We start from the raw sequence: 18884 nt of genomic DNA, 5'->3' as shown, positions 1-18884 counted from the left end.
GACAGGCTGCTACAACCTGATGATCTCCGCACCAATCGCGTTCAACCTTCCATCAATATTCTGGTAACCGCGGTCGATTTGCTCGATATTATCGATGATACTAACTCCTTTGGCGGATAACGCCGCGATTAGTAGCGCAACCCCGGCGCGAATGTCAGGCGAGGTCATGCGGATGCCGCGCAATTGGGTTTCACGGTTGTGGCCGATTACTGTTGCGCGGTGTGGGTCGCAAAGAATGATCTGGGCACCCATTTCAATTAATTTATCAACAAAAAACAGGCGGCTTTCGAACATTTTCTGATGGATCAGCACGGTTCCCTGTGCCTGTGTGGCTGTCACCAGGATAATGCTCAGTAAGTCAGGTGTGAAACCGGGCCATGGCGCATCTGCCACAGACATGGTGGAGCCGTCCAGGAAGTTTTCAATGCGGTAATGTTCTTGTGCGGGAATAAAAATGTCGTCTCCCCGGAATTCCATCTTGATGCCCAGCCTTTGGAATACATCAGGAATAATGCCTAATTGAGCGATCTGGCAGTCTTTAATGGTTATTTCTGACTGTGTCATCGCTGCCAGACCGATAAAGCTTCCTATCTCAATCATATCGGGAAGCATCGTATGCTCTGTTCCGTTGAGCTGGCTTACACCTTCCACAACCAGCAGGTTAGAGGCGATCCCTGATATTTTGGCACCCATTCTGTTCAGCATTTTACACAATTGCTGAAGATAAGGCTCGCATGCAGCATTATAGATTGTCGTTGTGCCTTCTGCCATCACAGCTGCCATCAGAACATTGGCAGTTCCCGTAACGGACGCTTCGTCCAGCAACATATATGCGCCTTTCAGGTTGGTAGCATCTACTTTGTAAAAACCACCATCTTCCTCATCGTAGCTAAACTGCGCTCCCAGTTTTTCAAAACCTAAAAAGTGTGTATCCAATCTCCTGCGGCCAATTTTATCGCCACCGGGACGTGGAATCCTGCCTTTACGAAAACGCGCAAGCATAGGTCCCAGCAACATAACAGAACCGCGCAATGCGGCCGCTTTTTGCTTGTACGACTCCGATTCCAGGTGGTCCAGATTGATATCAGTCGCTTCGAAGCGAATCGATGATTCATTCAGTTTTGTTTGACGGACACCCAGGTCTGCAAGGAGATTGATAAGCTGATTTACATCCCGAATGTTGGGAATGTTATGGATTGTTACCGGTTCCTTGGTCAAAAGCACGGCGCACAGGATCTGCAACGCCTCGTTTTTTGCGCCTTGGGGAACAATAGAACCTTTAAGCCGTCTATCTCCGGTTATTTTAAATGAAGCCATATTTGAATGTGGGGCAATTGACAGGATAAAATTAAACCTGGATGTTAGATTCCAGGTTTTTTACGGTTGTTCCGGTTATTGTTGTTGTTATTACCGTTGTTGTTCCGGCCCGAGAACTTGTTATTGGGCCTGTTCCGATTAGAGTTGCCCTGGTTATTGTTACCGCCCTGGCGTTCGGAATTGTGACCGGACTGGGCTTTGAAACCGCCTCCGCCGCCGCCTTGATGGCTGTTTCCGCGATTGCGTTCCTGGCTGCTGTTGTTCCGGTCTTTTGGTGCCGCTTCGACGGGGCCGTTGGCGCGGATATAATCGATTTCTTCTTTCAGCTGGCCTTTGCTGAGTTGTTCCAGCTGGCCCAGCAGAACATTGTCCTCAGGATTATCCTTGTTCCAGGTGTTAAAAAAGGAACGCATGAGCCTGAAAATGTAGGAAACGAAAGCAAGCTTATCTTCTTTATTTTCGGTATTAATGGCTTTTTCGAGGAGCAAATCGATGTTGCGACCGTAATGGCGATACATCAAATTTTGTTGGTTATAGCCTACTTTAAGGGGCTTTTTTCCTAGTGCTTCCGGAGAAGGCGGTGGAAATGGACTGTCCACATCCAATTCAAATCCGGAAATAATGTACAGGTCATCCCACAGTTTATTGGTGTAATCCTGGTTATCCCTCATGTTCGGATGGATCTGACGCATGAGCTCAACCAGAATGTGCGCATAAAGGTTGCGTTTTGCCTTATCTTCCATCTTTACGATGTGATCAGCAAGTTTTTGTACGTTACTACCGTATTCTTTCAAGTGGATAAGTCATTTTTATAATCGACAAAAATAAGAAGTTTTTACGGAAAGAAAAGGGTGAATAAGGTTAATGAAGCCAAATCAATCTTCCCTGTAATGCCTTTTGGGCAGTCCCGTTTCTTTGGTCAACTTCCAGGCTGTATAAATAAACGCCCGACGGCGGGTTTCCGGGATACCAAAGCCACTCATTTTTTCCGGAATGCACATCAAATGAAAATTCTTTCACCTTCCTGCCCCATAAATCATGAACGGATAAATTCAGTTTTTGGGGAGGATTCATGGAATCAAATTCAATAAAAAATCGAAAATAATGGTCGGACGGATTTGGAGAAACGTTTATCTCCGTGATACCCGATGATGCGGGCTGCGAATTGCCTGGATGTAATGTTGGGTCTTTCGGGAAAATGCGGATCGCCGGATCGCCATGCAGCACCATTTGCTGGGCTGTGATGATTGCGGTAATGTTATTATGTTTGATTAAATTTCTACGGATGGCTTCATTTTGGATTACACCAAATGGTTCGTTCGTGAAGTTGGAATCTGCCAGGACTTCGTAAAAGCTTTCTGTGTAATGTTTTAAATCGGTAGATAAGCCGTTAAATGTGTGTGCAAGAAACAGGACAGCACCTTTATCAGGACTAAAAATCCAATCGCTGCTCAGGGTTTTTGCTGAATAAAAAATACTTCCCGCCGCGCAGCCGTTTATAATGATCGCCGGATAGCGCGGATGGTTTTGAATTTTTGCTTCCGGATCACTCGCCATTCCGATATCAATGTCGGTCACACCCAAACTGGAATGCCCAAACAATGTGATCAGACTTATTCCCTTATTAACAGGAATGTGAGCCAAAACATTTTCAACGGGATCAGTCGTCTTTTTTGAAATAGTTTCAACATGCGCTGCAAATGGTGCATACTTTATTTTTTGCTCAAAAGATTCTACATAATCTTTGAAAACGGAAATCTCTTCGGCAGATCTTCCGCCGCTCAGATGCAGGATATTTTTTCGCCAGGAAGCCGATGGAGGCTCCGCTTCAACAGCTTTTACTTTGATCAGGTAATCATAAACATTTTGAGATGTTAATGCATTGAGACGTCCGATCGGGATAATCGGGCTCAAACCGGAAGCAGAATCCGACCCCATAACAAGCGCAATGTCGGAGCCTGGCCAGCCGGCGTTGGGAACCATGTCCAATGTGCGTGCCTGGGGTGATTTCCTTACGGTTTGCGGGTCAACAGAACGCCCGATGAGGAAGACGAATTTTAAGTTACCTGCTCTTGTCATCCACGAAATCATATTTTTAATGCCTAGCGGCCCCGGAATGCCATAATTAAACTGATCGTAGATCTCTTCGCTATTCATGATCAATGGCTCGAAGGTGCCTCCTTGCACGGATGCTCGATAAGCTGCATAAGCAGCAACCGGATCAACATTCGAGACGGGAATCCGCCTTGCAGGATGTGTAATGATCAGATAATTAAATGATTGTAAATCAATGTTGCGGAATCTTACTAATCGGGGTTTTAAAATGTTCGCCGGTTCTGGCTGATATGCCGGCTCATTAGGTAGAGTCCTCTGCGGATAGCGCAGTTTGGCATATGACAAAGATATACTCCCTTCATTTCCAGCCGGGACCAATGTGAATTTCAGCTCGTGTTCGCTGCTAAAATCTGCCGGGTCCAGAAAAGTTTTTAATGTAATGGAATCGAAATTCTGAATGTTGAAGGTTTTAATTTTTCTTTTTAAACCCGATTTATCCGAAGACCAAAGCGTATAAGTATGGTTTCCAGCCGAGCGTCCCACCAGGACTAACTCGATTTGTGCTTTGGAAAAATGGGAAATCAGCGCTCTTTTCATGTCCAATGTAAAAGAATAGGAAGCATTATGCCTGATTTCCGGGCCGGTCCAGCCTTCGCCCACGTCATACCCGGAAAGTGCTGAGCCGTCGTTAAAACCATTTTCGGGCGGATAAAAATTACCGGGCGCGTAATGTGATGTGAAGAGCTTATCCGCTTCTGTAAGATGATAGTCAAGTGAATCTGACGTCGTGCCAGCGTTGAATTGCATTCTCTTGCCGATAATGCCGGCAGCATTAAAGGTTAAAAAATAAGCACTGGTGTCAGAATATAGGCTGTAATGTGGATGTGGAATGTAAGTGCGGTTTACGTAAAGCGCGCTGTCCGGTGCACCATCGTTTCGTTGTCCCAGAAAGAGGATCTGACTGATGCGATCGTCATCGTTTTTCACCTGAATCGCAATTTCTTTTCCCCGCCAAAACATTTGAAATGAGGAACATTGACTGCTATCGATGGGAAAGCCCGCTTCTTGGAGTTCGCTGCCGGAGATTTTATAAAATCCATTTTCTACGACCGGAATGCGCAGATAGGTTTGGCTAGGGGTGATCCACTCGTTTCCGACTAATGTCTGAGCTGCAACGGACGTCGTTCGTGCGCTGAAAAACAAGAAAATAAAAGTGTGTGTAATGATTTTGTTCATGCAAATAAGTGAATGAACAGGTTGCGTACGTCCTTAACCGGTGTTTTTTCTTTCGTAAACATTCATGGAAAATGAGAATTCGTGTTTTTCATCCTGCTCATGAAATTCAGAGCTGATTAAGATCCAGTCGTCCTGATTTACTACCGGAAAAAATGCGTCGCCTTCAACCTGTGCGTGTACAATGGTCAGATATAATTTTTGAACGATCGGCAGCATTTCTAAAAAAACTGAAGCGCCGCCCAATACGAATACGGTGTCTTCGCCAGAAAGTAACGCCAATGCAGCAGAAATATCTTTTACATATACCGTTTCGGGCGAGCCGCTTTCTGGTGTGGCTGATGATAGGATCACGTTTTTATAGGTCGAATGCAGCGCGTCCGGCGCCTCAAAACTTTTTCGGCCCATTAAGAAAGGCTTGCCATCTGTGACTTTCCTAAAATGTGCCCATTCATCCGGCAGGTGCCAGGGAAGACTGTTTTTGTTTCCGATCACCCGGTTTTCGCTCATGGCGGCGATAATATATAGCTTAGTTTGTGTTGCCAAAGCAGTTGATTAAGATCATTAGTACATCAAAATATAACGCAAAATAATGAGGCCAGATGCATCATATATATTTTAAGCCGATCAACATATTAAAATTACCATTCATCCTAACTCGTCAATCTTTTTAACATGGTACCTTGCATCGCAAAGTACCTGTGTATACCTTTGTAATACCAGAAGGTAAAATCCTATCTGTTAGCCATGAACTTTTACATTTAATTAACACATGAAACCACATGAATATTGAAAATGCCCAAGTGCAGATGCGGAAGGGAATTTTGGAATTCTGTATTCTGCACATCATATCAAGAGGCGAAGTATACGCTTCTGATATGTTGGATGAGTTGACTTCTGCGCACATTATGGTTGTGGAAGGAACGCTGTATCCGCTTCTTACCAGGTTAAAAAATTCTGGCTGGCTGGATTATAAATGGGTGGAGTCCTCCTCGGGCCCGCCGAGAAAATATTATGTTTTGACTGATGAGGGGAAAATATTCCTGGATGCAATGCAAGCCACCTGGTTTGAACTGGCGGAGTCTGTGCAAACTGTTATACACCGCACAGAGGAATTGAGCAAAGCAGCCTCTTCCAATCTTCCCGAACCTAACTGATCATTTAGAGACATTCGATTATTTCAACCATGAAAAAGACAATCAGCATAAATATTGGTGGCATTATCTTCCATATTGAGGAAGACGGTTACGAAAAACTGAAAGGCTACCTTTCTTCCATTCAGAAATACTTCTCATCTTTTGCCGATAGCAAAGAGATTTTGTCTGACATCGAAGGAAGGATCGCAGAGCGGTTTTTGAACAAACAAAAAGTAGAAGCAAAACAGGTAATTTCTCTTTCCGACGTGGACGAACTGATCGCCGCAATGGGGACAGTCGCCGACTTCGAGGCCATCGAACAAGCAGAAGACATTCTCGCTGACCCGTTGGAATCTGCTGCATCAAAAGGTTATACACCAAAAGAGGAAGCATATTCTGCATCAGCATCTTCTTCATATAGTGCTCCCAAAACAGAGCCTGTAAACCCTGCGGGTCCAAGAAAACTTTACCGCGACTTGCGACGCAAACTTTTAGGCGGTGTTGCTGCCGGACTTGCGCATTACTTCACCATTGATCCAATTTGGGTTAGACTTGCATTCCTTTTTATGGTGATCGGGTTACCAGCTGGTTCGGGCATGATGGACTTGAACATGGAGGATGAATTTGGTCCGCTTTCAGGTTTTATGGTGCTGGTTTACATTGCCATGTGGGTTGCGTTTCCAGGTTCTACAACATTGGAGGAAGATACGCAGATCAAGAAATTCTATCGTGATCCGGACCGTAAAGTAGTTGGTGGGGTTGCTGCCGGTGTAGCATCTTATTTTGGCGTTGATCTGGGCGTTGTGCGGTTTCTTTGGGTGTTGTCTATCCTGCTTTTTGGAACCGGCGTGTTGGTTTATATCATTCTTTGGGTGATTGCGCCCGTAGCGAATACGCTTACAGAAAAAATGGAAATGCAAGGTGAACCCATCACTTTATCTAACATTGAATCAAACATTAAACAAAGTCTGAATCTTGATGGAAAAACAGGTGAGGAGCATATTTTGACAAAAGTTTTACTTTTCCCTTTTCGTGCGATCGCATTGATCATCGGCGCATTAGGTAGAATGTTAAGAGGTTTAGGACCCATTATCCGGATATTAATAGGGGCTTCTTTGATCGCTATGGCCGTTATGGCGCTGCTTACATTGGTGATTGGCGGAGCGGTGGCGCTGGGTGTGACCAACTCCGTTCCTTTCGATAACCTGCCTATTCCCTTTTTAATATTCCAGGAATTACCTGATACGCTGATCTTGTCGGGTTTGCTGGCAACGGCGATTCCTTTCATTACATTTCTTTTATTAGGACTGACCCTTTTGTCCAATAAGCGTGTCGTTGGAAGCTCCGTTTGGCTCACATTGTTAGGTCTTTGGATCGTAGGGATCATAGGCAGCACAATTGGCGGGATTTCTTATCAAAGAAATTTTGCGAGACGCGGTGAAGTGCTGCAATCTACATTTTATGCATTTCCGCAGGGTACATTGACTTTCGATCACACCTATACGGACGACGAAGATAACGTCGATGTTCATATCAGTCTCGAAGGTTATAACACGGCTGACAGCATTAAGCTTGATAAAAGGCTTGTATCCCGCGGTTCGACGACAGCAGATGCCAAGAAAAATGCGCAGGCCTTAACTTACAATATCGAAGTGAAGGATTCGGTGTTTATTTTTAATGATGGGCCTGTATTTGGCAAAGGCGGTCGTTTCCGCGATCAGCAGATCGATCTGACCGTTAACCTGCCTTATAACAAGCCCTTTTATATGACCCGGGACTTTTACCATACGCTGTCACATTGGGAAAGTAGGCATCACATGCTGAAACGTTACGATGTTGATAACAGCGAAATCTCCTGGAACAAATTACTTTGGGTGGTTAAAAGTGACTCCGGACTGGTTTGTATCAATTTGCCGGCGAAATTTATCCTTGACGAAGAGAGGAACAATAATGATAATTCCGAAGGTTTTGATTTTGATATCAATGATGACAACAGCAATGTTGAGCTGGGGGAACGCGGTAATTATATCAAGCAATTCCCAGTGGGAGGGTTTACAAAAATAGACATAGGCGGCGCTTATTCCATTCTGGTTCGCCAGGGAGCAGAGTTCAATGTTTCTGCGGATAGCGAAACAGAGGAAGCGGTGGACGATTTGAAGGTGACTGTTGAAAATGGCACATTACGTGTTAAAAGTTCAAGCTTCACGATTTTTGATCAAAACAATTGGAAGCGTATCGGGTTGATTATCACCATGCCAACGGTTGAAGGAATATCACTTTCAGGTGCAAATAAAACCAGGGTTGCAGGCTTTACAGGATTAGAAAAACTGGACGTGGACATTGCCGGTGCATCAAAGACGGAGATCAATCTGGAGGTAAAAGAGCTGAATCTGGACATTGCGGGTGCATCCCGTGCATTTTTGAAGGGATCCGCTAACTCGGCAACCCTGGACGCGCATGGAGCTTGTAAGTTGACGGCCACCGAGATGAGTATTCAAAATGCAAATGTGGAAGCATCCGGCGCATCGAAAATCGAGCTGGGTAGAATTCCAAACCTGTCCAAAAACGCAAACGGCGCAAGCAAGATCAACTCAGAGGAATAAATTAGTGAACCGTGCAACTTTTTATAAAGGCTGTACATCTTTTCAGAAAGTCCATCTAATTAATTTAATACCATGAAAAAGACCCTAGTATTTTCGTTTGCAGCACTATTAACGCTTGCTTTATCCCTGACTGCCAGTGCGCAGGAAACCCGTAATTTTAATTTATCCAATTTCGATAAACTCTCAATGGGCAGTGCGTTCCGCATTGAGGTGAAACAGGGAAGCAAATACAGCATTTCAACCAGTGGACGCGCCGAAGATCTTGATGATCTCGAAGCGACGATCAAAGGGGATGCGCTGCATTTGGGATACAAAGGAAATGGCTGGAATAAGAACAGGAAGACGGTGAATGTGAGCATTACAATGCCTGCTTTGGAAGCGGTGGACTTTTCCGGTGCTTGCAAGGCTAATGTTGCTCCTTTTTCCGGCGTAAAAAATATGGATATTGAAGTTTCAGGTGCCTCGCAGGTTAACATGGAATTTTCGGCGCCAAAAGTAACTGTGGAGCTGTCAGGCGCTTCTTCTCTCACGCTAACAGGCCAGGGTGATGTTTTGAACGGAGAAATTTCGGGCGCTTCCTCTTTCAAAGGCCGCGATTTTTCTGCCAAAACCGTCAACATTGATGCGTCGGGGGCTAGCAGTGCAGCTGTTGCAGCAAGTGCAGCATTGCACGCAGATGCCAGTGGCGCGAGCAGCATTCGTTACTCAGGAACTGCAAAGGACATTCATTCCAGCTCTTCCGGTGCGGGCTCAGTTAAAAGAGACTAACATAAGCACCCCATATCATTTGCATAAAAGCCGGCTTTGTCCGGCTTTTTGTTTTTCTAAGATCAGTGAAAAAAGTAACAAATTAGGTTAAGAGTAATATATTTACAGACTTTACCCTCTCTATAATCCTTCATAAGTGCATTTGTGTTTTTGAAATAAAACGACAATTCATCAGATCAAAAACTTTTACAAAAGGAAAATGAGAAGTAAGTGTGCCTCAAAATATGCTCTTGCAAAAGCATTTATCCTGATTCTCGCGTTTCTGGGTACATTAAAAGTCACAGCGCAAAACAAGTCCGGGAAATACGTCAATCCATTTGGCGTGATGAGTGTAACTGCCGGCGTTGGCGTGGCCTATTACATGGGTGACCTGACGGATGGGGTTAATATGAAGCATTTGGGATTAGGGCCATCCATTTCTTTGGGCGGACTTTACAGACTGACAGAGCACGTAAGCGCTCGTGGGGAACTCAGGTTTTATCAGGTTTCAGCCGATCAGAAATATTCCAAAAACGCGCAGAATAACCTTTCTTTCAAAACATTTAATCCCGACATTAACCTGGGAATACAAGCAGATTTATTCTCTTTCAATAGTCAGGCCCGTGTTAATCCCTATCTTTTTGGAGGAGTAGGGTTTACATTATTAAATCCCAAAGCGAAGATCGACGGCAAATGGCATAGCCTCGCACCATTAACCACAGAAAGTGTCAAATACAAGCGTTTACCACTGGTTTTTACGGCCGGAATTGGTGTTTCCATCAAAACTACCGAACGACTGAGCCTGGGCGCAGAGCTTTGCAACAACTTCCTCAATTCCGATTATCTGGACGACGTCAGCACAGTCTATCCCAATCCCGACCAGCTACCGAGCGATTTGGCCAGAAGGTTATCCGACCGCTCGCCCGAAATCGGTTTGGAGCCCAGGCAACCCGGCTGGAACCGCGGAAGCGCCAAAAGCAAGGACAGTTACTTGTTCTTTCAAGTGCGCGCAACTTATCTGATCGGGAACAGAATGCAGGCATTAGAGCGCAGGAAAACGCGTTGTCCCAAATTTTAATACAAATCAATATTTACATATGTTAAAGCCAAAACATCCTCATCAGTCAGAGGTTACCATGACCGAAATGGTGCTTCCCAATGATACAAATACATTGAATAATCTGATGGGAGGCAGGCTTTTACATTGGATGGACATTTGTGCTGCCATCGCCGCGCAAAAACATTCGAACCGCATTGTTGTGACTGCTTCCGTTGATAATGTTTCGTTTACCGAACCCATCAAGCTGGGGAACATTGTGACCATGCAGGCCAAAGTAACCCGCGCATTTAACTCATCCATGGAAGTTTTCCTGGAAGTTTGGGCTGAGGACATTCCTGCCGGTCAGCGTGTGAGCACAAACCGCGCTTTTTACACTTTCGTAGCCGTGGATCAAAACGGCCGCCCTATTGAAGTCCCGCACCTGGAACCGCAGACGCCAGAAGAAAATGAATTGTATCTGAGCGCGCTTCGCCGCCGACAGTTGCGCCTTGTCCTGGCCGGCCGTATGAGCCCTGCGGATGCGACCGAACTGAAAGCACTTTTTCAGGTAACATAAGTCAGGCTTACTACTATATTTTTGGTATTTTTACGGCATAAATACATTCAGCTTATGCCAAAAGAGATCATTTTTTCAGATAAAGCGCCTGCTCCGATCGGGCCATACAGCCAGGCCGTTAAAATAAACGGAACCCTTTACGTTTCAGGCCAGATCGCAGCCGAGCTTGCCAAATCAGGCGACATTAAAGCCGAAACCGGGATTGTTATGCAGAACATCGGGCACATTCTCGGCGCCGCCAAATTAGGCTTCCAGAATGTAGTGAAGTCAACGATTTTCCTGAAAGATATGAACGACTTTGCGGCTGTAAATGAGGTTTATGGCAGCTTTTTTACCAAAGAACCTCCTGCCCGTGAAACAGTGCAGGTTGCACGCCTGCCTAAGGACGTGAATGTTGAAATATCAGTTGTTGCGGTCGAGTAGGACGCAAGAGTTATCCAGTAAATTTTAGATTATGAATAATAAACCTGTCCGGGTAAGATTTGCCCCCAGCCCGACCGGCCCGCTGCACGCAGGCGGTGTCCGCACTGCCTTGTATAACTATTTGTTTGCACGCCAGCAGGGTGGCCAAATGTTGCTTCGCATTGAAGATACAGACCAAAACCGCTACGTTCCCGGTGCGGAAGAATATATATTGGAAGCATTGCAATGGCTGGGAATAACCATTGATGAAGGCCCGCAGCAAGGCGGCCCGCACGCCCCTTACCGCCAGTCGGAAAGGAAAGAAATGTATCGTGAATATGCCGAGAGACTTGTTGCTGAGGGAAAAGCATATTACGCTTTTGATACGGCTGAGGAACTGGACGCTATGCGGAAACGCCTTGAAGCTGCCAAAGTTGCGGCTGCGCAATACAATGCGATCACGCGCATGGAAATGACGAATTCACTGACATTATCGGCCGAAGAAACCAAATCCAGACTGGAAAGTGGCGAAGCCTATGTGATCCGGATGAAGATCATGCCGAAGGAAGACATTCGTTTCAATGACCTCATCCGCGGCTGGGTTGTCGTGCATTCCTCGCAAATTGATGATAAAGTGCTTTTAAAATCAGATGGCATGCCGACTTACCATTTGGCCAACATTGTGGATGACCATTTGATGGGCATAACACACGTGATCCGTGGTGAAGAATGGCTTCCATCTGCTCCATTGCACGTTTTGCTATACAGATATTTAGGTTGGGAAAGCACCATGCCGCAGTTTGCGCACCTTCCGTTATTATTGAAACCAGACGGAAACGGCAAGTTATCCAAGCGCGATGCAGACCTGGGAGGCTTCCCGATTTTCCCACTTGAATGGACTGATCCCAACACAGGGGACAAAGCCAAAGGTTTTCGGGAAGAAGGTTATTTTGCAGACGCAACAGCAAATTTCCTCGCGTTGTTAGGCTGGAATGCTGGAACCGAGCAGGAACTTTTCAATATGGAAGAGCTGATCGCGGCATTCAGTTTCGAGCGCGTGCACAAAGCCGGGGCTCGTTTTGACATTCAGAAAGCAAACTGGTTTAATCAGCAATATCTTAAAAACCTGGACGATGCGAGGCTGATTGCACAGGCAAAACCACTTTTTGAAAAACAAAAAATCAATGTTACCGATGAGCAGGTAGCGCAGATCGTGTTCTTGCTGAAAGACCGCGTTCACTTTGTGAAGGAGATTGTAAGTGAATCCAGCTTTTTATTCAATACACCCGAAACCTACGATCAGGAATTGGTTTTGAAAAAATGGGATGAGCAGGCTGTGAGCGCCATTTCAGGTTTTAAGGATTCTCTGGTGGCTTTTGAAGGTGAATTTACGGCCCATAACATCAAGGAAAACCTTGCAGCAACTATGGAAACGCTTGGTATAAAAATGGGCAAGATCATGCAGGCACTGCGCCTTGCGCTTACAGGCGAAGGGCACGGGCCAGACTTGATGGTGACCATGGAAATCCTGGGAAAAGACGAGGTTATAACACGACTCGATAATGCATTAACCCGTTTACCGGCTCAAATTCGCCTGGCATAGTTGTGATATGACCGTTGGATCAAATTGAGTTGGTAACCGGAATCCGGTTCCATAATTTAGTAATCAATCGAAATGACCGCTTTGCGGCGAATTGCTTTCAAACACATGGCTAAGAAAAAACAAACCGATACGACCAAGCCGGCTGCGGAAAAGCCGAGAGTTCATAAAGACCTGGACGGTTTTGACATTCAGATTAATTCTTTCGGAGAGATCACGACGAGCTTTGATATGGATCGTATCAATGAATTTCTGAACAAAAATGTGGATGACAAAAAGCTCCGCGACCGGGAGGATATCCCAGGCCGTAAAACCCGCAAAAAGAAGAAAACAAGCGAGGAAGAGGAGGAGGAAGAAGAGTAGCAAGTGGTCATTGCAGTTCAACTTACTATCAAATAAACCTTTTACGCAAAGATGATCTCACACGAAATTGATTACAAAATTATTGGCGACGATATCCAGGTCGTAGAAATTGAGCTGGATCCAAACGAAACCGTGATCGCGGAAGCGGGTGCAATGCTATTCATGGAAGACGGCATCGAATTTCAGACCAAAATGGGTGATGGATCCGAAGCGAACCAGAGCATTATGGGCAAGATTTTCCAGGCAGGAACGCGCCTGATCACGGGCGAATCGCTTTTCATGACCCACTTTACAAACAGGGGTTATGGCAAGAAAAAAGTAGCATTTGCAGCCCCTTACCCGGGGACCGTGATGCCGATTGACCTTTCCAAAATCTACGGAAATGAGCTGATCGTTCAGAAAGACGGCTTCCTTTGCGCTGCGATGGGAACCAGCATGAAAATCCACTTCAACCAGCGTTTTGGATCGGGCTTATTTGGAGGCGAAGGTTTCATTTTACAAAAAATCAAAGGCGACGGAATGGCTTTCGTACATGCCGGTGGTGTAGTGATGGAGCGCCAGTTAAATAATGAATCCATTCGCATAGACACAGGCTGCGTGGTTGCTTTTGAACAGTCACTGAGCTTCGACATTCAGCGTTCCGGCGGATTAAAATCAATGGTGTTCGGTGGAGAAGGAATGTTCCTGGCTACACTTCGCGGAACCGGGCGATGCTGGATTCAGTCGATGCCAATTTCTAAATTGATCCAACGACTATCTGTCGGCGGTCCGAATGCGAATAAAGAAAGCGGTTCTGTAATTGGTGGATTGGGGAGAATGTTTGAAGGTTGATGTTTCGACTTCGCTCAACATGACACGTTTGGACTGCTCCTAACATGACACGTTTGGGCTGCTCCTAACATGACAATGAGAGGCAAGCGCGAAAGTGCTTGCCTTTTTTTATTTCAAAATATAAACACCTTCCCCTGTTCCCAGCCACATTTCGCCGTTGGGGCTTTCGGCAAATGCAAAAATCCCGCTCGTTCCCAGCTTAGGAAATGTCCAATTTTTGCCGTCGAAAATTCCGCATTCTTTGTCAGTACCGAAAAATGACACCCACAGATTTCCGTTCTTGGCTGAGAAGATTCGATGCGTGTAATACTGTACATTCTCCTCATCAGGCAGGTTTAGGATTCGTGCTTTGCTGCCATTGAATTTAAAAATCTGAGGTCTTCCCGCAATCATTAAACTCGACAAACTGTAATCGATCGATCCCAATAATTCATTGCTGTTATTGACGACAATGTTACCAAAATAGTACGGTTTGAAACCCAGTTCCTTCGAACCGGCCACAGAGACCGAGTTATCAGCATTAATCCTTGCCAGCGAAACTTCTTCAATGCCGTCGTTGATCGCCACCCAAGCATGATTGGATTGGTCGATCACAATGCTTTGCACCATATTTCCGGGTAGCTTTGAATTCGCAGGGGTGAATGTTTTGAATGCAGAGCCATCATATTTTACCAGTCCACCCGACTGATAACTGCTGCACGAAAACCAAATGTTATCATCGGCATCGACCGCTACCGAGCGAACGGCATTTTTAGGGAAGCCGAATTGACGCGCTTCATATCTGGTGAATTTTGATCCGTCGTATTTGATCAGGTCATCGCTGCCAATCCAGATATTGTTTCCCTTGTCCACAGCCAAGGCCATAATGGCTGCATCCGTAAGAATAGAATTGGAAGAATTGAAGATACTGGCCGACTTTCCATCATATCTGATCAGCCCGTGCTTGGATGTTCCGAGCCAGGCAATGCCATTTTTATCAAATGCGATGCTGTTAATGAAATAATCTTTTAATATGATCTCGGAAAATCTGCGGCCGTCTGGCGCAACGTCGGCTGAGTCCTTTTTGCAAGAGCTGAACAACAGCAGTAAAGCAATAATCAATGTAGAAAATCTCATAGCAGTCAGGGCTTAGGTTGCTATCCGGATTGACACGAATATGGATCAAATCGTTGGAATGTATTGGCTTTCACGGTTTTAATCCATAAATGTCATTCGCTGTGTACTTGTGCCTGTTTCCGTAACAATGCGCAGTATATAGACGCCTGCGGGCAATGGATAGATCGGGCGGACGGATAATAAACCAATGATTTCCCTGTCGGAAACAAACAACGGATGCGCACTTCCCGAGACGTCGAACAGGGAAAGTTGAGGAGTAGGAGCCGCTGTATCGGTTTCCAGATAAAACGCCTGCCTTGTAACTGGATTAGGGAAGGCAGTAAGCCGTGGCAATGCGCCCGGCTCCAAAATGGTGACGATCGGCGAATAAGAAAACGTGCCATCTCCATACTCCATTCTGACGCGGTAAAAAATGATCTTTGCGTCCGGATCCGAGTCGGTGAAAGCGTAAATACCTGAGCTTTTGCCGTTGTCGGGAACATTATATTGTTGTAAATCGGTGTAAACGTCCCCATTTGTCGTTTTTTCCAGAACCATCCGCTGCATACCAGGGTTGGTGGCTATTAACCACCTCAGGTCAATGGTCTGATTCCGTTTGACTGCACTGATCGTGTTCACAACTTGTACCGACTTGTAGGCATTATTTACATAAAACATTGAGGAAGTGCTGCCTGCAAGATTAGGCGATGTGCCTGCGAGCCGGATGCTGTATTGCCCATTGGGCAGATCGGTAGGAAGTTTAACAAGCAAAGGGTTTTCACTCCCTATGCCGACTGTGTCAACAAATTTTCCGCTTCCGTCAAACAATTCTGCGCGTAAAGCAAGCCCATTTTCATCACCTCCATTGATTTTGTAACCAATGTAAAAAGACGAACCCGGAAAAGCCGTGGAAGGCACAATGCCAGTGTGAATGTAGTTATCGGGTTGAACAGGGATGATTTTTTTTAAAAGAGAATCGGTTAACGCCCGATTCCATGCTGAGGCCGCTAATGTTAATCCCTGAATGCCGCCCGGCACATTTTCGAAATGTTCGGAAACAGGTCTTGGAATTTGAATGGTGTCCAAATTCGGACCGGGAAATGTGTTGAAACCTTTGAGTGATGAAAGCCTGTTTTGCGCATTGATAACCGGTAAATAGGGATCTTTAATAATATTGCTGGCCGAATTCCTGGCTATGACCCAAGGCACATTGTAACCCGCATCGGCCCTGGCATTTGTAATTAATGTCTGGATGTTGTTGAAATAATTTTGTTCAGTGAATTTCAGCTGCGCGTCATTTTCCCCGTGTGACCAAAGCACCGCACGAATGCCAAGACTTGAATTTAAATGTCGGATTGTGTTTACAATGTTCGAATAGGGCTGTCTGTTTGGCCAAAACTTTCCAACATAAGGATTAAATGCGTCCTTGCCTGTGGCTGCATCCCGGTAACTGTCTGAATTAGCCGCCGCCCAGGCTGCATTGAAAAACAGGACTGGGGTTTTCAGCCTTTTTGATATCAAATCACCTAATTCACCCCAGTACCAGGCCGTTTCTCCCGAGGGAAAAATGAAGTTGTCTTTTTCCAAAACACTAAAATTCAACTGCGGCATAGGCTCGTCGGGCGCAACCGTAATATTTTCAGCATTCAGCGCCTTGTTTACAGCATTAATGGAAACCACCTGATTTGAAGCACTTTTTGCGCCCAACCCCGGCAGGCCCATCGCATTGGAATTACCCGCCACAAGAAAAACTTCGCCCACGCCGACCCGATCAATGGAAACAGAATCAATGTTTCCATTTGGCGAAACAGCCGTTATTTTCAGCTTATACCAGCCCGTTTCTGCGCTAATTGAGGCGGTCAGAAATCCCTGGCGGAGTTGTTCTTCCTCAAAAATCCAGGTTTTTGCTTCATGTACATTACCTTCTATTGGCGTGAGGCGTCCTTCAATGCTTGTGTAAGGTTGGAAAGCATAAGCGGTTATCGCGATGAGTGCGGAACCCGCGGTATCGCGCTGGACAATCTGGTTGTTGATTGGCGTAGTTAATGTGAGCTGGGCATTTGCGTTAACAGCAAACAGGAGCAATAAGACAAAGCAAAAAAAGCGAAAATCAAACGGATCGCACTGGAATATTTGAAAGCAATGTTCGCGTAATTTTCTCGTCATTAACCTTTGGGTTATCCGTTTTGAATGTTTAAATCTAACTTATATTACGCTGAGGACTTTACCTTATTGCATAAAAAAAGAGCCGGCCCAAAACTGGACCGGCTCTCGACAAAATTATGCTAACTATTGACCGTAACCTGGGTTCTGAGGAGTCAGGCCTGGGTTGTTTTTCATTTCCTGGATGCCCAATGGGAACAATAGATGTTTTTCCTGCAAAGGAACACCTGAGCCAACGTTCAAGTTAAGGTGACCAACGAAATTGTCAAATCCTTTTGTTTTTTCGTTGAACACTTTACGCAAACGAACCATATCAAACCAGGTGATACCTTCGTAAGCGAATTCATACCAACGCTCTCTCCAAACCGCTTCGCGGAAGGTGGCCTGTGTGAATGTTCCGATTGCAGGCGTCGTTAACTTGGCGCGGTCACGGATTCTTTTGTAAGCCGCGTAAGCTTCGGCGTTCGGGCCGCCAACTTCGTTTTGTGCTTCTGCGTAGATCAACAACACTTCTGCATAGCGTATCAGATTCACGTTCAGGTTATTGTTACGTGTTGCTGTGATGCCAGGAGCACCCAATGCAGTCTGGTTGAAATGCTTAAATACATATGGTGCACCAAGGTTGAACTTCGCTCCGTCACCATTGGTATAATAAGTCGTGTAGAACCAGCCTTCCTGATCTACTGTACGCAAGTCACCTTTTTCGTAAGAGTTGTAGAAACTCGTTGTAGGGATCGTGCTTCCGGTTCCACCAGGACCAGCATATGTTACCGCCTTGAAGTTCGGGAAGTAATCGTTCAACGGGAACGCTGCAACCGCCACGTTGTATTGGATCTGGAACAAATGCTCCAATCTGTTTTTCAACGCCTCAGTATGGATTTCCTTATAAGTAGGGAAAAGGTTAACCGTTGTTGGATTTGCTTTCGAGTAAGTGATCACTTCAAAAGCTTTGTCAGCAGCAAGTTTGTAATGCGAAGCACCTTTGCTAAGCGGGAAACCTGCCATGGTAAGATACACTTTTGAAAGCAAAGCCTTTACCGACATTTGCGTAGCACGACCGCTTGTTTCAAAAACAGGAAGTCCGGCAGCTTCTGCTGCAACGAGGTCTTCTACGATCAGCTTGTAAACTTCTTCCTGTGGAGCTCTTGTTGCAAAGAAATCTTCGGAAGTCGCAGTTTGTGGTTTTGTTACCAAAGGAACATCCCCCCAAAGGCGAACAGCATTGAAATAAGCCCATGCTCTCAAGAAACGTGCTTCACCGATCAGCTTAGTTTGCTGAGCAGGTGTTGCAGGCGAGAGAAAAGGAATCGTTGGGATTTTTTCCAAAGCAAGGTTCGCGTTAGCGATAATGCGATACAATCCGTTCCACCAGTTGTTGATATGCGCGGTATTACCATCGTAAGTCAACGAATAAAGGTTGTTCAAATCGGAGTTCTGTCCCGTTTCAGTAGTTGCGGTTCCTGTTACTGCTTCCAGCAATTGCCAGTTGGCAGAAAAGATCCCGGCTCCATCACCATAAAACCGAAGGCCAGCGTAGGTAGCCGCCACAGCAGCTTCTGCGTGATCCGGGATTGTGTAGAAACTCTCCGGGGTAAGGTTGGATGGATCTTGCTCGTCCAGGAAGTCTGAGCAGCTCGTCGGTCCCAGCAAAATAGCGCCGAAAAGAAGTGCCGTCCCTATGTTTTTCAAATTATATAACTTCATAATGAATATCTGTTTTTAA

At 45.6% G+C, this 18884-nt stretch carries 16 protein-coding genes; 9 read left to right on the top strand and 7 right to left on the bottom strand.

Annotation, left to right across the window (positions count from 1 at the left end):
* Positions 1 to 9: 9 nt before the first annotated feature.
* The 4 genes from murA to B5X68_RS22895 form a co-directional block, all read right to left on the bottom strand.
* Positions 10 to 1317: a UDP-N-acetylglucosamine 1-carboxyvinyltransferase gene (gene murA / locus B5X68_RS22910; RefSeq protein ID WP_082217088.1), complete on the bottom strand. Its 1308-nt coding sequence runs from the start codon at positions 1315 to 1317 to the stop codon at positions 10 to 12.
* A gap of 44 nt (positions 1318 to 1361) precedes the next feature.
* Positions 1362 to 2060, bottom strand: coding sequence for a DUF4290 domain-containing protein (locus B5X68_RS22905; RefSeq protein WP_229208531.1), 699 nt, complete (start codon positions 2058 to 2060; stop codon positions 1362 to 1364).
* A 118-nt stretch (positions 2061 to 2178) separates the two neighbouring features.
* On the bottom strand, positions 2179 to 4608 hold the full coding sequence (porU2, locus tag B5X68_RS22900; protein ID WP_082217087.1) for a putative type IX secretion system sortase PorU2: 2430 nt from the start codon (positions 4606 to 4608) through the stop codon (positions 2179 to 2181).
* A 33-nt stretch (positions 4609 to 4641) separates the two neighbouring features.
* Entirely contained in the window at positions 4642 to 5151 is a 510-nt protein-coding gene (locus tag B5X68_RS22895; protein WP_082217086.1) for a dihydrofolate reductase, read from the bottom strand.
* Between the two features lie 236 nt (positions 5152 to 5387).
* On the opposite strand from B5X68_RS22895, the gene B5X68_RS22890 reads away from it, so the two are divergent.
* The 9 genes from B5X68_RS22890 (at position 5388) to B5X68_RS22850 (ending at position 13903) form a co-directional block, all read left to right on the top strand.
* Complete coding sequence (locus tag B5X68_RS22890; RefSeq protein WP_082217085.1) at positions 5388 to 5762, top strand: PadR family transcriptional regulator; 375 nt, start codon at positions 5388 to 5390, stop codon at positions 5760 to 5762.
* Positions 5763 to 5791: 29 nt separating this feature from the next.
* Complete coding sequence (locus tag B5X68_RS22885) at positions 5792 to 8344, top strand: PspC domain-containing protein (RefSeq protein ID WP_082217084.1); 2553 nt, start codon at positions 5792 to 5794, stop codon at positions 8342 to 8344.
* Between the two features lie 72 nt (positions 8345 to 8416).
* Positions 8417 to 9112 (top strand): GIN domain-containing protein, encoded by a 696-nt coding sequence (locus B5X68_RS22880; protein WP_082217083.1) that lies wholly within the window; start codon positions 8417 to 8419, stop codon positions 9110 to 9112.
* Between the two features lie 199 nt (positions 9113 to 9311).
* Positions 9312 to 10169: an outer membrane beta-barrel protein gene (locus B5X68_RS22875; protein ID WP_082217082.1), complete on the top strand. Its 858-nt coding sequence runs from the start codon at positions 9312 to 9314 to the stop codon at positions 10167 to 10169.
* Between the two features lie 19 nt (positions 10170 to 10188).
* Complete coding sequence (locus B5X68_RS22870; protein WP_082217081.1) at positions 10189 to 10707, top strand: acyl-CoA thioesterase; 519 nt, start codon at positions 10189 to 10191, stop codon at positions 10705 to 10707.
* Positions 10708 to 10761: 54 nt separating this feature from the next.
* Positions 10762 to 11130, top strand: coding sequence for a Rid family detoxifying hydrolase (locus tag B5X68_RS22865; protein ID WP_082217080.1), 369 nt, complete (start codon positions 10762 to 10764; stop codon positions 11128 to 11130).
* A gap of 31 nt (positions 11131 to 11161) precedes the next feature.
* On the top strand, positions 11162 to 12712 hold the full coding sequence (gene gltX, locus B5X68_RS22860; RefSeq protein ID WP_082217079.1) for a glutamate--tRNA ligase: 1551 nt from the start codon (positions 11162 to 11164) through the stop codon (positions 12710 to 12712).
* Between the two features lie 105 nt (positions 12713 to 12817).
* Positions 12818 to 13072 (top strand): hypothetical protein, encoded by a 255-nt coding sequence (locus B5X68_RS22855; protein ID WP_082217194.1) that lies wholly within the window; start codon positions 12818 to 12820, stop codon positions 13070 to 13072.
* Positions 13073 to 13123: 51 nt separating this feature from the next.
* A complete protein-coding gene (locus tag B5X68_RS22850) occupies positions 13124 to 13903 on the top strand; it encodes a TIGR00266 family protein (protein WP_082217078.1) in 780 nt (259 codons plus the stop codon).
* Positions 13904 to 14011: 108 nt separating this feature from the next.
* Here the strand turns inward: B5X68_RS22850 and B5X68_RS22845 are convergent, their stop codons facing one another.
* The 3 genes from B5X68_RS22845 to B5X68_RS22835 all read right to left on the bottom strand — a co-directional run bounded on the left by B5X68_RS22845 (position 14012) and on the right by B5X68_RS22835 (position 18865).
* The gene (locus B5X68_RS22845; protein WP_141110384.1) at positions 14012 to 15019 is read right to left on the bottom strand and encodes a ligand-binding sensor domain-containing protein; all 1008 of its coding nucleotides are present in this window, start codon (positions 15017 to 15019) and stop codon (positions 14012 to 14014) included.
* A gap of 78 nt (positions 15020 to 15097) precedes the next feature.
* Positions 15098 to 17164 (bottom strand): sialate O-acetylesterase, encoded by a 2067-nt coding sequence (locus B5X68_RS22840; protein WP_082217076.1) that lies wholly within the window; start codon positions 17162 to 17164, stop codon positions 15098 to 15100.
* Between the two features lie 123 nt (positions 17165 to 17287).
* Positions 17288 to 18865 (bottom strand): RagB/SusD family nutrient uptake outer membrane protein, encoded by a 1578-nt coding sequence (locus B5X68_RS22835; protein ID WP_082217075.1) that lies wholly within the window; start codon positions 18863 to 18865, stop codon positions 17288 to 17290.
* Between the last annotated feature and the right edge of the window lie 19 nt (positions 18866 to 18884).

It is taken from the genome of Dyadobacter psychrophilus (assembly GCF_900167945.1).
GTDB lineage: Bacteria > Bacteroidota > Bacteroidia > Cytophagales > Spirosomataceae > Dyadobacter > Dyadobacter psychrophilus.
The sequence above is the reverse complement of the archived record's forward strand: the minus strand, read 5'-3'. Positions and strand labels throughout refer to the sequence as shown.

Bases quoted from the DNA above. Each gene is read 5' to 3' on its own strand.
- B5X68_RS22905 (WP_229208531.1), bottom strand. From the start codon at position 2,060: ATGGAAGATAAGGCAAAACGCAACCTTTATGCGCACATTCTGGTTGAG.
- B5X68_RS22850 (WP_082217078.1), top strand. From the start codon at position 13,124: ATGATCTCACACGAAATTGATTACAAAATTATTGGCGACGATATCCAG.
- B5X68_RS22875 (WP_082217082.1), top strand. From the start codon at position 9,312: ATGAGAAGTAAGTGTGCCTCAAAATATGCTCTTGCAAAAGCATTTATC.
- B5X68_RS22855 (WP_082217194.1), top strand. From the start codon at position 12,818: ATGGCTAAGAAAAAACAAACCGATACGACCAAGCCGGCTGCGGAAAAG.
- gltX (WP_082217079.1), top strand. From the start codon at position 11,162: ATGAATAATAAACCTGTCCGGGTAAGATTTGCCCCCAGCCCGACCGGC.
- porU2 (WP_082217087.1), bottom strand. From the start codon at position 4,608: ATGAACAAAATCATTACACACACTTTTATTTTCTTGTTTTTCAGCGCA.
- B5X68_RS22870 (WP_082217081.1), top strand. From the start codon at position 10,189: ATGTTAAAGCCAAAACATCCTCATCAGTCAGAGGTTACCATGACCGAA.
- B5X68_RS22890 (WP_082217085.1), top strand. From the start codon at position 5,388: ATGAATATTGAAAATGCCCAAGTGCAGATGCGGAAGGGAATTTTGGAA.
- B5X68_RS22865 (WP_082217080.1), top strand. From the start codon at position 10,762: ATGCCAAAAGAGATCATTTTTTCAGATAAAGCGCCTGCTCCGATCGGG.
- B5X68_RS22880 (WP_082217083.1), top strand. From the start codon at position 8,417: ATGAAAAAGACCCTAGTATTTTCGTTTGCAGCACTATTAACGCTTGCT.
- murA (WP_082217088.1), bottom strand. From the start codon at position 1,317: ATGGCTTCATTTAAAATAACCGGAGATAGACGGCTTAAAGGTTCTATT.
- B5X68_RS22835 (WP_082217075.1), bottom strand. From the start codon at position 18,865: ATGAAGTTATATAATTTGAAAAACATAGGGACGGCACTTCTTTTCGGC.
- B5X68_RS22845 (WP_141110384.1), bottom strand. From the start codon at position 15,019: ATGAGATTTTCTACATTGATTATTGCTTTACTGCTGTTGTTCAGCTCT.
- B5X68_RS22840 (WP_082217076.1), bottom strand. From the start codon at position 17,164: ATGACGAGAAAATTACGCGAACATTGCTTTCAAATATTCCAGTGCGAT.
- B5X68_RS22885 (WP_082217084.1), top strand. From the start codon at position 5,792: ATGAAAAAGACAATCAGCATAAATATTGGTGGCATTATCTTCCATATT.